7 protein-coding genes are annotated in these 14,113 nt (G+C 39.7%); 4 read left to right on the top strand and 3 right to left on the bottom strand.

Going from position 1 to position 14,113, the window contains the following annotated elements:
- Positions 1–437 precede the first annotated feature (437 nt).
- Positions 438–3,557: an ATP-binding protein gene (locus IEY40_RS10790; RefSeq protein WP_188956033.1), complete on the bottom strand. Its 3,120-nt coding sequence runs from the start codon at positions 3,555–3,557 to the stop codon at positions 438–440.
- A gap of 9 nt (positions 3,558–3,566) precedes the next feature.
- Positions 3,567–6,026 (bottom strand): EAL domain-containing protein, encoded by a 2,460-nt coding sequence (locus tag IEY40_RS10795; RefSeq protein ID WP_188956035.1) that lies wholly within the window; start codon positions 6,024–6,026, stop codon positions 3,567–3,569.
- A gap of 174 nt (positions 6,027–6,200) precedes the next feature.
- Between IEY40_RS10795 and IEY40_RS10800 the strand changes: the two genes are divergently transcribed.
- The 3 genes from IEY40_RS10800 (at position 6,201) to IEY40_RS10810 (ending at position 11,870) form a co-directional block, all read left to right on the top strand.
- Positions 6,201–9,317 (top strand): CHASE domain-containing protein, encoded by a 3,117-nt coding sequence (locus IEY40_RS10800; RefSeq protein ID WP_188956037.1) that lies wholly within the window; start codon positions 6,201–6,203, stop codon positions 9,315–9,317.
- A gap of 345 nt (positions 9,318–9,662) precedes the next feature.
- Positions 9,663–10,538, top strand: a complete 876-nt coding sequence (locus IEY40_RS10805) for an ABC transporter substrate-binding protein (protein WP_188956039.1) — start codon at positions 9,663–9,665, stop codon at positions 10,536–10,538.
- A gap of 3 nt (positions 10,539–10,541) precedes the next feature.
- Positions 10,542–11,870 carry a GGDEF domain-containing protein gene (locus IEY40_RS10810; protein WP_188956041.1) on the top strand — a complete coding sequence of 443 codons (1,329 nt, stop codon included), beginning with the start codon at positions 10,542–10,544 and terminating at the stop codon, positions 11,868–11,870.
- Here the strand turns inward: IEY40_RS10810 and IEY40_RS10815 are convergent.
- Positions 11,840–12,457: a hypothetical protein gene (locus IEY40_RS10815; RefSeq protein ID WP_188956044.1), complete on the bottom strand. Its 618-nt coding sequence runs from the start codon at positions 12,455–12,457 to the stop codon at positions 11,840–11,842. The two genes, IEY40_RS10810 and IEY40_RS10815, sit on opposite strands and share 31 nt — an antisense overlap.
- A gap of 141 nt (positions 12,458–12,598) precedes the next feature.
- On the opposite strand from IEY40_RS10815, the gene ubiD reads away from it, so the two are divergent.
- A complete protein-coding gene (ubiD, locus tag IEY40_RS10820; protein WP_188956046.1) occupies positions 12,599–14,080 on the top strand; it encodes a 4-hydroxy-3-polyprenylbenzoate decarboxylase in 1,482 nt (493 codons plus the stop codon).
- Positions 14,081–14,113 lie beyond the last annotated feature (33 nt).

Raw genomic sequence — 14,113 nt, forward strand, 5'->3', positions numbered from 1 at the left:
GCTGCGTCGATGATTTAACGCAACTCTACCCATGTTATGGCAAGGATGTTTGACCGTATTATCAACTAGCCCCCAGCACGTCGATAGCACAGCAAACAGACTAATAACAATAAGCGCACAACATCTTACATCCTTGCCGCTTTATTTTTTTACCGTTAATTGCACGTTTATTCAGGACGAGTAGCAAGGCGTTAACACAACAGTTCAGGCGTTATTGGGTCCCCAGACTCTATATCCAATAACGTCATTTTTATTCATGCCATTGGCAGAATTGAGCTAGAGCCACAAATAATATCCTCTAAGAAGGATAAAAGAGCTTAAGCAATAACCATAAAAAAGCACAGGCAATGCAAACGAAAGCCCCACAGCAATGGATGCTCTGGGGCTTTTATTTTATCAATCAATAAAGGTGATGTTATTGTCAATCTTAATGCTATTTAACGCGTTTCGGTTTGCTCTAGCCAATACATTACCTTGTGTAAAAAGGCCCCTTTATCTATCGGCTTAGATATAAAGTCATTCATTCCTATGCTTAAGCACCTTTCGCGATCGCCAGCCATAGCATCTGCTGTCATCGCAATAATAGTCACTTCAGCCATAACATCGCCAGCATCCCCTTTACGGATAAGCTCTGTGGCTTTATAGCCGTCCAATATAGGCATTTGCCCGTCCATTAAGACTAACTGCAACTCATTTTTATGTCTGATGTTCTTCAAAAAGGTTATCGCTTCAGCGCCATTATTTGCAGTATGGACAATGACAGGTAATTCTTCTAATAACCCTTCGGCAACAATGCGATTAATTTGGTTATCATCAACGACTAAAACACTGTACTTTTTATCTTTGGTTTCTGGAGCTAGATTGTCATCACGTTGCGGTAATAAAGAAGCACTTTCACTATTTTCACTTAACAGTTTACTGTAAACATCCATCAGCTGAATAGGCAATACAGGTTTGATTAGATGTTTACAACAAGCATTTTCAAGAACTGCAATATCCACTTCGTCGCGGCCAATCATTAACAACAGAGCACCATTGGCTGCTTGGTAATGCTTAACCCATTGCTTAGTCTGGCCCACCACTAAGCTATTATCAACAATCACCACATCGACATGTTGCTGTGCATTCGCTTCGACAAGTTGTTGATAAGATTGAATGAGGGTCACATTGACAGACCATGACTCACAATGTTTTTGCATCAAACTAGCCGTTAGTTTATCTGCAATAAAAATCAATACAGATTGATTCGCCATAGGTAACACAACGGGTTTATTGTTTATGTCGCGATTTTGTTTAGCACACACGTTAAACGTGAAAGTACTCCCTTGATCTAAAACACTACTCACTCCAATATCGCCACCCAGTAATGTGACAAGTTGCTTCGAAATAGAGAGTCCTAACCCTGTGCCACCAAAGTCACGCGTGATAGAGCCGTTAGCTTGAATAAAAGGTTTAAATAATTTTTTCTGCTGCGCTTTGGTTATCCCAATGCCATTGTCAGTCACTGAAAATTCAACATTAATATTGTCGGGTTGATCGTCAAAAGCACGCGTACTCACCTTTACAATCACATGGCCTTGTACTGAAAATTTAATCGCATTACCAATAAGGTTAACCAAAATTTGTTTGATCCTATAAGGGTCACAAATTAACTTTCTGTGCCTTAGCTCAACGCTGTCGAGCAATAGAATTAAGCCTTTCTCTTCTGCTCTAATCGACATCATATTCATGACGCCGCAAACGTTTTCGAGTAAATCGAAAGAGTCTAGTTCAACCTGTAAATTACCCGATTCAATTTTAGATAAATCCAGTAAGTCATTTATCAACACAGTTAACGTAGCAATGCTATTTTTAGTCATCATTAAATAACTAAGCTGTTTCTCAGATAAATACTCCCGCTTGAGTAATTCAACCAAACCACTGATACCATTTAATGGAGTGCGTATTTCGTGACTAATATTGGCAACAAACTCACTCTTTAATTGATTAGCAGAGATGGCTTCAGCCGTTGCAGCTTCAAGCTCTTGAGTCCGAGCAATGACTTGTTGCTCTAACGATTCGTTCATTTGCAGAATTTTTTTCTCACTGCGTCTCGAATCAGTTACATCACGAATAATCGCAGAAATACTGCTTATTTGTTTTGAGTTAACGGCGATCACTGGTGATAAACTCACGGTTAATACTTTGCTTTGTCCCCCATTAAATGCAGACTCAACCGTGACTATCGTATGCTCTTTGGCATCAAATACATCAGCAATTAAACCGTGGTTCAATATCTTTTCATTCGTTGCTTCACTTACAGTTTCATCAATAATGTCTAATAAGTTGCTCTTGATTGCCTGGCCTTGTGCAATACCAAACAAAAATGTTGCTGATTCATTCCAGCTGAGTATGAGCCCTTGACGATCAATACTAATAATGGCATCCGAAGAACCGGCAATAATGGCTTGATACAATGATTGATTGTCATACAAGACAATAATTTTGTTCACGTATTTTTGATATACAAGAATAATGATTACAACTATGCCGTAAATAACCAGCATCAACAGCAGCATTAAATTGCGTTGAGGTTGCCATAATGTATCAACCGCTGTTTTTGGAAATAAACCGATTACCGTTAATTGCCGATCTTCAACAGTCGATAAAGAAATCGTTTCACCAATAGACCAATAATCTTGTTTATCCATCTTAACTGGTTGAATGCTACCTAAAGTCGGCAGTGGAGTATTGCCGGTTTGTGCTTGCCATGTGGCATCAGGGATCTGCAAGTCAAACCCAAATCGCAATGCTTGATTTGGGGCTGCGATAAAGTAACCATTAGAGTTTAAAATAACCAAATCAAACAACGAATGTTTAAAGTCTCTTTGTAGCTGTTCAAGCAATAAGCTGGCGTCAATATTAGCGATAACAAAACCAAAAAAATCACCGTTATCGTCAAGTATCGACCTTGCGACTCTAAATGTCGGCCAAGTTGGTGTTTCAATTACCCCATACTCGCGGTTTAAACTGATATCAGAAATATAATGTTCATTAGAATTTAAAGCTGCAATATCCAAATAATAATCGGTATCGCCCTTATCTTGTAACAAGCCCTCAGGCACCACCACAATTTTGCCATTACGCTGCTCAACTCGAACAACTTCATGACCGTTATTTAAGCGACTAATAAAGCGTAATTGACGTACTTCGGGGTTAGTTTGAATAAACGCGGTAAACATATCTTGTAAACGGCGCGTCCATTGTAAAGTTGTAGTGCCGTCTATAGGGTCTATATCGCCATGTTGCATGGTTCTACTTATACCACTGACAGAAGCAGTAGAATGTAAAAACAATACCTTGTTAACATACACATTAAAGACATTTGTCATCTCTTGTGCAGCGGTATGACTCAACTGTACCAACGTTTTTTTATTGTTATCGATAATTGTTTGTTTGGCAAAATTAGAAAACACCAAATAAAACATCAAACAACAGCACCCAATGACAAAATAACCTAAGTAAGACAATGTTTGGTATCTAGCCTTATTACTTCTGTCAAACCATTGTTTGAACATAGTCTTCCTTTAGCTTTCGCTCGCTAACAAAAAAGTATTAAAGTCTTTTGCAGATAATGGGCGGCTCAATAAATACCCCTGCCCCATAGTACAATCAAGTTCGAGTAATGCCTGGCGCTGTTCTTCGGTTTCTACGCCTTCAGCTATTAACGCAAGTGACATTGATTTTCCTAATGAAATAATCGTTTTTACAATTTCATAATCATGTTTATTATTGAGCATGTCTTTAACAAATGACATGTCAATTTTCATCACATCAACATTAAACTTTTTCAAGTAAGATAAACTTGAATATCCTGTGCCAAAGTCATCAATCGAAATCTTAATACCTAATGACTTTAACTGACTTAATTTAGTTTGCATTTCAGCGGCATCAATCATTAACGCCGTTTCTGTAATTTCAAGTTCAAGTAAATCAGCAGGCAACTGATAATCTGTTAAGGCTTTTTCAATCATATTGGCAAGATTAGGATCAGAAAATTGTGCTACAGCAACGTTAACTGACACAGGGATAACTAGTCCCAAATCAAGCCAGCGTCTGGCTTCTGCACAGGCTTTAAACAACACTTGCTTACCCAGCTTGATAATTAATCCGGTCTCTTCGGCTAACGGAATAAATTCTGTCGGTGAAATATATACCCCATCAGCGCCCACCAGCCTCACTAATGCTTCTGCCCCAATAATTTTCTTTGTGGCCAGATCGAATTTGGGCTGGTAATGCACAAGAAGTTCATCATTAGCGATCGCATTGCGTAAGCAAGTTTCTAACTGGTGTCGTTCGCGAATGCTACTTTCTAAGTCATGAGAGAAAAAGCTAAACCGATTTCGGCCTTCTTGTTTAGCTCGGTACATCGCGACATCGGCATGGCGCATTAACTCTTCGGCGTCGGCAGCATCGTTTGGGTAAACACTAATCCCGATACTGATCGACACACTGAATTTTTGATCGGCTAAAATAAAGGGCTCATGCATTGCCTCAACCAATTTAGAGGCTAACACTGATGAAGCTTCAACAGAGTGAGTGTCACTCATCAAAATAACAAACTCATCACCACCGAGTCTTGCAAGTGTATACGAAGGTGGAATTAACGAACGCAAACGCTGCGCCATTAAACAAATCATTTCATCACCCAGTTGATGCCCAAGTGAATCATTTAAGTATTTAAAGTGGTCGATATCGACCAGTAATGCAGCCGCTTTAGTACCAAAAGACTGCGCCGTTGAACAAGCTACACTTAGGCGGTCCTGTAATAAAATGCGATTGGGTAAATCGGTTAGTTGGTCATGGTTTGCCAAATGGCTCATCTTCATCGCCATCGCCATCGTTTCACTCACATCATGAAACACCATAATGGCGCCGATCACTTCACCGTTTTCGTTACGAATAGGTGCAGCCGAATCCTCAACAGCAAACACTTGGCCACTTCGAGCTGTTAGCTGACTATTTAATGCCATCGCCACAATACGTTGTTCACGCAGCGCGATGTAAAGTGGATTGAGTAACGTATGTCGAGTGTTGGCGTCACGCAGTTGCATCACGGTTTCAATTTTTTGGTGCAACGCGTCTTTAATGCGCCAACCAGTCATACGTTCAGCTATCGGGTTCATAAAGGTAATGAGCCCTTTGGTATCAGTGGCAATCACAGCATCGCCAATAGAGTTTAGCGTGACGCGTAAACGTTCTTTTTCTGAGTATAAGGCTTGTTTTGCATGTTTAACTTCAGAGACATCAACAACAGTCACTAAGTAACCATCAACACCAGCGCTTGATTTCATTCTTGACTGAAAAACTTCATAGAAGCTCATGCCCGGTTTATCGGTTACAGTGACGATGTATTTCAATGGTTCTGCTGTGACTTCTTGTTGATGTATTAGCACCGCACGACTGAGCTCATTTGGAAAAACATTAGAAATATGCTTGCCATTGACCTCACCAGATAAGGTGTCAAACCATGCACCCGAATAATCATTACTAAATAAGTTATGCCCCTCGTAATCCCAATAGGTAATCAACATCGGCACTTGATTCACCAGTTGCTGTAGTTCTTCTTTCGCTTTGACAATCAAGTGGCTTTGCTGCCTAAACTTAAGTTGAGTATGCACTCGCAGACAACAAATAGACGCATTAAAGGGTTTAGTTATAAAGTCGACACCACCACTTTCAAGTGCCAGCTTTTCGAATTCTGGTTCGGTATGCCCAGTAATGAAGATAATAGGAATATCACTGTAACGCGGGTTAGATTTGAGGGCACGACAAACTTGCCACCCGTCCATGTCGGGCATTTCAATATCAAGTAGAATGACGTCAGGCTTAATTTTATCCACCAAAGCCAAAGCATTGCTGCCAGACTCCGAGAAATAAATATTACCTAAAGGAGATAAAATATCTTCTAAAACAAAAATATTTTGAATATCGTCATCAATAATCAAAATTCGATATACGGTATTAGCTAACCCAGACAACAACATGATCGTCTTACTCCTTGTTATGACTTAACATCCATTTACCCTATACATATTGTCAGGTTTTTAACGACTTAGTCTATATTTACATTGTATTAGCAAGTAAAAAACGGTTAGGGTTAAATCCATTAAGCTTTTTCAGCATTCATTCAGCGACGCACATTCGAAACAGGTAGCATTATGCTTAATACGTTTAAAAGGGATGCACAGTCCAATACTTACAAATGGGCAAACCTAACCTCTATTTTACTCTTAATCATTGGCTTGTTTATCGCATTTACGCTCAAACACAATACCGAGCAACACAATACCGTATTGCTGCAAAACAGCTTAACTCAACACCTAAACAAAGTCAGTCAAGAGGTGGTCGAACGAGTTAATAAATTTGAGTATGGCTTACAAGGGTTACGAGGTGCAATCAACACTGTTGGCCTTGATAACTTTCGTTACCCACAAAACTTAGCTTACTTTCAAAGTCGAGATTACGCCAGAGAGTTTCCAGGAACTCGTGGTTTTGGTGTGATAAAAGTCGTGCAAAAAAAAGACTTAAATGATTTCTTACAACAAGCACATCTTGATCGAAACCAACAGTTCAAGCTAAAGCAACTAGACTCACCACAAGACCCTCTATTTATTGTGCAGTATATTGAGCCAGAACGCCCTAATGTGGAATCGCTAGGGTTGGATATTGGCTCGGAGCAAAATCGCCGTAGAGCGGCCTTATCCTCAGCTATTGCAAACAGTGCAACACTCACAGCCCCTATCACCTTGGTTCAAGCAGACAAAAAAATGAATCATGGTTTTTTATTATTGCTACCAATTTTTGAGCCTCTGAACACACAGAGTTTAGCGACTCCAGAAGTGCTTGGCTGGGTCTATACACCTTTGCTAATAAATGAAATTCTAGCGACATTGACAGAGCAAAACAATGGAATAAAACTTGAGATAACCGATATTAGCCCAACTAATAATGTCCAATTTTTCACCTCCTCTTTGACAAATACCACAGATCCGTCAGCTCAATTAGCGGTAGACAGTCGTTATGTACACCAACAATTAATACAAATTTATGGACGTGACTGGCAAATTACGTTCACCCCATCAACACAATGGATAGCAGATCTTAACTTAGCAGACCCAGAGCAAGTATTGATCATTACGCTGGGTTCCACATTATTATTGATTGTAATACTTCACAGTTTATTGCGTTATATCACTAGAAGAATGGACAATATTAGGCAAAAAATATCCTTATCCTCTTTTATCGACAACTCCTCAGAGTGTTTAATCGGTGTAGACAGCAGTTTTGCCATCTTAAATTGGAATCATTCTGCTAAAACTATTTTTGGTTTGAGTAATACATCGTACCAAAAACCAATCATTCATCACTTAAGTGGCAGCATTCCACTTGATGCCTTGATAGCTTTTTTTAAAAAAGTCGCTCGAGGTGAGCGCGTTAACAAAATTGAGTTTACCTATCAACCCAATAACGAAACAGAGGCACGATCACTGGTGCTCGACATCACTCCCCTATTAAAAGACCATCATTTTTTAGGTGCTAGCTTCACCATCAATGACGTGTCTAAGTTCAAATTACTACAACGTCAATTACAACAACATAACAGTGAGTTAAAACACCAAGTTGATGAAAGTAACTTAGAAATTGAACAAGCAAACTTATTTCAACAAAACATTTTAAACAGCAGTAAAGTGGTCATTATTGCCACTGACTCATCTGGTGTGATTTCTTTTTTTAGTAGCGGTGCTGAACAAAGTCTTCGTTTTAGTCACGATGAAATGGTCGGCAATCGTAATCTAACTGAGCTGATAAAAGACATCGGATTACTCAACATTGAAAATGGTGAAACAAGAGCGCGAGAGGTTAATACCCCAGACAGTAAAAAAATATTCAAATTTTTGCATCATCATTTACAGCAGCAAGACCACCTCACTTTATCATGCGCTATAAAGCAAAAATATGGCGACCATAAACAGGTGTATTTGCATGTCTCTGCAATGAAACAGCACACATTAGGCACAACAGGTTTTGTATTTGTTGCCGAAGACTTAACCGAAAAAAATGCATTAATTAAACAACTGTATTTAGTAAGCAGTGCAGTGGATTGCTCGGATAACATTTTATTGTGGGTGAATAAAGACGGTTATATTGTTCATAGCAATAAATATGCACAACAGATTTTAGGCTACAGCAGCAAAGACATACAAAGCCAAAACATCGACAGCATACTCGTGCACGATAGTGAACAAACATGGCAAGACTTAAAACTTAATTTGCTCAATGGGAGCAACAAGGAACTTGAATATAAAATTCATACACTCAATAGCCCTTCACTACCCGTGCAGATGTCGGCAACATTAATCCGTATTGATAATGTTGAGTTTGTTTTTATAAAAGTAAAAAATATCGCAGTACAAAACACCAAAGTACCTTTAGCCGCCACAACAGTAAAAAGTCTAAATACTGAACAAACATTACCTAGTTTACCGCGTCACAACACCGGCATCTCAACCTCTACTGATGACGCTATTGAAGGACCTATTGAAGATTCAGTAAAAACCTCTGCTGATGACGCTATTGAAGGACCTACTGAAGATTCCATGAAAACCAATGTTGATGACGCTACAAATGCACCTAATAAAAACATTGTTGAAGACAGTATTGAAGGCTATTGCGAGCAACAGAATATCGACTATCAAGGCGCATTATCTCGCCTGAGTAACAACAAAATCGTCTACCTGAAAGCGCTAGAGCTGTTTATGGAAGATTTAACTCAATATGCGAGATTAGATGTGTTGTCGACAAATGCTAGCAATGAATTCAAAATAATGTTTCATACTCTTAAAAGTTCATCAGCTACATTGGGGTTTACTGAATTATCGCACTTTGCGAAGCAGCAAGAAACGGAAATAAAAACCGCCGAGAACTTCGATTTAGCACAAAGTTACATCACCCTTGTTGAACAAATAAACCTCACATTACCTATCGCACAGAGCTTGTTAACTCAACTGCAAGGCGGACAGCCTGTTGCAAGCGAGTCTGCCGTCCTGCAATCGACAGAAATTACCGATGACGTATTGAAATTATTTCAAACGTTACAAGAAGAAATTGGCACATTTAATATGAATGCGACGAATACATTTCCTCAAATAGCCCATATTCTTAAAACATTTGAGCCAACTCATTACGAATTATTAGCACACTCAATCAAAAACCTTAAATTCCAACAAGCCGAAGAGATCCTTAATAATATTTATCCTAAGTTACTGCAAAGATAAGGAGCATAAATCGAAAAAATTGATAAGGCTGCCAATGTTATATTAAGGCAGATAAAAACAATAAGTCGCATAAAGTGATTACTAAACAATACTTAAGTATTAGTATTATTGTTTGATTTTATTAAATAAAGGCTAAATAACACAAATATTTACCAACAAAAATTGTTACTATTACTACACTTAAACATACCCCATACTGATTGAAAATAATTAATGAGCGCATCGTTTAAAAACTGTGTTTTTTTAATCTTCGGCATTAGCATCCTATGTTGTATTGTTAGCTGTGATTTTTCAGCTAAGTCAACGTCGCTAACAGCTATATCAAAAGAAAAAATAACCATTGCCGTGTCTAACACACCATTATCAGCTCCTTTTTTTATAGCTGAGAAAATGGGCTTTTTTGCAGATAACAATCTTAATGTTGAATTAGTGCGATTTGATGGCGGTGTAAAGTGTTTTAATGCTCTGATCAATCAACAAGTTGATTTTGCAACATCATCTGAAACGGTAGTGATGTTTAATAGTTTTAAACGTACTGACTTCTCGGTAATTGCTAGCTTTGTCGAATCAGACAATGACGTTAAATTACTCAGCTTAACGCCAGAAAAGTATCGACAACTGAATAATATTGCTAACACACGTATCGGCATTGTTAAAGGCAGTGCCAGCGAGTTTTTTTTAGATACTTTATTGATTATGTATAACAAGACCCACCTGCCTATCGATCGCGTATATTTAACCTCAGACCAGCTTATACCGGCATTACTCAATGATAGAGTAGATATCATTTCGGCTTGGGAACCACTGGGCTACATGCTGTCAGAACATATGTCGCAGGCTGCAGATATTATTAATAGCCGTGGTTTATATCACCTATCATTTAATTTAATCGGGCTTAAACATACCAGTGTTGATGAAAAGCATAAACTTGCATTACTCAAAGCCATCAGCGATGCCACGGTATATACCCACAAGCACCCAAAGCACGCTCAAAAAATCATCAGCCAAGTTTTGAATATTACACCTTCACAAATCGAATACTCATGGGCCGATTATACTTTTAGACTATCACTCAGTAACGCACTGTTTTCTAATATTCAAACTCAAAGCCAGTGGGCCATTGATAATCAATTAGTACCTGTAGAAAACCGGGTCGATTTCAGGCAAGTATTTGACCGCAAGCTACTTGAAACCTTTAATAATAAAGAGGCAGGCTGGTAAGTTATGATGTTATCAAAACGCCTTAAATGGACCGCCATATTATGTGCAATGTTGACGTTGATTGTCGGTTTATCGCTTATTCAAGTACACAATTATCAACAACAAATTTATCGTCAACTTAATTACTCCATGAAGCTGCAACTCAGTATCGATAGCTTACGCAGTCAATTGTGGTTATATCAAGAATATACAGATAAACAAGGGCTTATTGAACTTAACAACCGTCAGGCAGAACTGGCAGCGGAGTTATCGCAAGACATAGATTGGGACGTGCAGCAAAAAATAATTATCCAAAATCTGAATCGACTTAACACCAACGTCAGAGCACTGATTAATACTCAAAATAGTAATCACAGTACACAAGTCGATGATGCTAGTACATTAATAGCCGAGCGCTTGTTTAAAGCAAAATACAGCATGGTTATTGAAGAAATGACCGAAGAAATGTTTAACCTGCACCAGTTATCAATTAAACACGCCAAAAGTAAACAACAAACCTTATTGTGGTTGGTTGGAGCTGTATTATTAGTACTCACAGCTTTAATCACCGCATGGTCATTTATGACCTTGGTCCGTTTTAGACATGGCTTATATTCCTTAAATCAAGGAATGGAAGCACTGGCATCGGGCGATTTAACCAGTCGTATTGTATTTAGCGACGACGATGAGCTGTCAGCATTAGCGAGTAACTTTAATAGTATGAAGCACTCACTAACCCAGATCACAGTCAAAAAAGACAGCCTAAAACAAGAAGTCGACCGACAAACTCATAAATTGATAGAGCAGCAAGATCGACTTATTTTTCTGGCCGAACATGACGAGCTAACGGGCATATATAATCGGCGTGCTTTTATCAAAAAAATCGATAATGCCATCGCCAGAGATTTACGTTCAGACGATCAAGCAGCATTATTATTTATCGATTTAAATAAGTTTAAACAGATAAATGACACTTTAGGCCACAGTATAGGAGATGAAGTTATTGTCACACTCGCTCAGCGGTTAATGAGTAATCTGAGAGCCACCGATATTGTTGGTCGGCTCGGAGGTGATGAATTTGTTGTGTGGCTAGATCTAATTGCCGAACCTATCGATATCGACCAAAAATTAACTCAGCTATTAAATCTCATCAAACAACCCATTAATATTGGGCCCCACACCTTAGAAGTGGGTGCAAGCATTGGTGTTAGTGTGCTACCTAAACATGGATTAAGTAGCAGAGAATTAATCAGTGCTGCCGACACAGCCATGTACCAAGCTAAAGCGGACAATAGTATTGAGTATTGCTATTACGCGGGCGATCATGGCATATCAACGTTGGCCAATTCGTAAGTCTGAGTATTCCAGTCAAAATAATACTCTACCCCTTGCCACTCATATACTGTACCACTCTCGCGCTGAATCACTTTGGCGTTCTCGGGTAAGCTGCGTAAACCTTTATTAACCTGAGTCACTGTGGTTGTTTGCTGTGGTACTGATATACGGGTAGGCACAATCACAGGCTCATCAACTTCCTGGTAACGTGTTGTTGGTACAACATTTACGTTACGGTAAGGATAAATCCCTTCGTTTTGCTGACGATAGTCATAACGATCTCCATAACGCATTCCAACACCATAGGGCCAACTCATACCTATAGTAGGGCCCCAGCCATTGTGAATGCCTAACCCATTACTCCATCCCCAAGCATTATTCCATCCTAATCCTAAGCCTATGCCCAAACGCCAAGAATTTCGATGGTGAGACCGATGCTGAGAATGTCGTCTTACATCATGTTGGCTACCCACCGAATGTGATTCGCGGTTGAGGCGATCATAATCGACAGGAGCCTTAGCGTGAACAGGCACAAATACGCTTATTAATAAACAAGCACTTACCGCTACCACACTCAGTAATGATGGGGATTTAATTGTTAGCATAGGTTACCTCAATGTCGTCATCGACAATATTCATTTTACGCTAAGTCAAGATAAAGTCGATATCCTCTATTTTGGCTTAACCCTAAATTAGAAAAATGCTATAGTGCGCGCAATATTGGATTTGATATTCAGGCGGTAAACATGAGTTTTAAGGACTTACGCAGCTTCATCGACCATTTAGAAGCAAACGGCGAGCTAAAACGTATTAGCTATCCTGTTGACCCTTATTTAGAAATGACTGAAATTGCTGATCGTGTTTTACGATCGGGTGGTCCCGCGCTGCTATTTGAAAATCCTAAAAATAACACTATGCCTGTATTGGTTAACCTATTTGGTTCACCCAAACGCGTTGCAATGGCATTAGGCAAAGACGATCCCTTAGCACTACGTGAAGTAGGCGAATTATTGGCTTTTTTAAAAGAGCCTGAGCCACCAAGCGGCTTTAAAGATGCAATCGCTAAAATTCCTATGTTTAAGCAAGCACTCAATATGCCGCCTAAAACGGTGCGAAACCCGCCTTGCCAGCAAGTGGTCAAAACAGGTGATGAAGTTGACCTCACCAGCTTACCGATCCAACATTGTTGGCCAGGCGATGTTGCTCCACTCGTGACATGGGGATTAACCATCACTAAAGGTCCGCGCCAAAAACGTCAAAATCTAGGTATATACCGTCAGCAACTATTGGGCAAAAACAAGCTCATTATGCGCTGGTTAGATCACCGCGGTGGCGCATTAGATTTTAAAGACTTTAAACAACTACACCCAGGCGAGCGTTATCCTGTCGTGGTAGCACTGGGCAGTGATCCTGTGACTATTTTAGGCGCTGTAACGCCCGTGCCAGACTCAATGAGCGAATATGCGTTTGCGGGTTTACTGCGTGGAGAACGCACTGAAGTATGCAAAGCAATCAGCTGCGATTTAGAAGTACCGGCCACCAGCGAGATTATTTTAGAAGGTTATATTGACCCAGATGAGACCGCTGAAGAAGGTCCATATGGCGATCATACTGGTTACTATAACGAAACAGACTCGTTCCCAGTATTTACCGTCACCCATATCACCCACCGTAAAGATGCCATTTATCACAGCACTTACACAGGCCGTCCACCAGACGAACCCGCCATGTTGGGCGTAGCATTAAACGAAGTGTTTGTGCCAATTTTACGCAAACAATACCCTGAGATTGTCGATTTCTACTTGCCGCCCGAAGGGTGTTCGTATCGCATGGCCGTCATATCTATTCGCAAACAATATCCAGGGCATGCTAAACGGGTAATGATGGGGGCATGGTCTTTTTTGCGTCAATTTATGTACACTAAGTTCATTGTCATTGTTGATGAAGATGTGAACTGTCGTGACTGGCAAGACGTCATCTGGGCCATTACTACCCGTATGGATCCCACGCGTGACACCATGTTAGTCGATAATACTCCTATCGATTATTTAGACTTTGCCTCTCCAGTGGCCGGTTTAGGGTCAAAAATGGGCTTAGATGCAACTAATAAATGGCCCGGTGAAACTACTCGAGAATGGGGGACACCGATTGTGATGGACCCTGAGGTCAAACAAAAAGTAGATCAAATTTGGGATGATCTTGGTATTGATGAAAGACCTACGCTGTAACCAGAGTGATCCAATTAGGATGCTATTGGCTAT

It is taken from the genome of Shewanella ulleungensis (assembly GCF_014648315.1).
GTDB classification, from domain to species: domain Bacteria; phylum Pseudomonadota; class Gammaproteobacteria; order Enterobacterales; family Shewanellaceae; genus Shewanella; species Shewanella ulleungensis.

Excerpts from the sequence above, each read along its gene's own strand:
- ubiD (WP_188956046.1), top strand. The coding sequence starts at position 12,599 with ATGAGTTTTAAGGACTTACGCAGCTTCATCGACCATTTAGAAGCAAAC.
- IEY40_RS10800 (WP_188956037.1), top strand. The coding sequence starts at position 6,201 with ATGCTTAATACGTTTAAAAGGGATGCACAGTCCAATACTTACAAATGG.
- IEY40_RS10795 (WP_188956035.1), bottom strand. The coding sequence starts at position 6,026 with ATGTTGTTGTCTGGGTTAGCTAATACCGTATATCGAATTTTGATTATT.
- IEY40_RS10815 (WP_188956044.1), bottom strand. The coding sequence starts at position 12,457 with ATGCTAACAATTAAATCCCCATCATTACTGAGTGTGGTAGCGGTAAGT.
- IEY40_RS10790 (WP_188956033.1), bottom strand. The coding sequence starts at position 3,557 with ATGTTCAAACAATGGTTTGACAGAAGTAATAAGGCTAGATACCAAACA.
- IEY40_RS10810 (WP_188956041.1), top strand. The coding sequence starts at position 10,542 with ATGATGTTATCAAAACGCCTTAAATGGACCGCCATATTATGTGCAATG.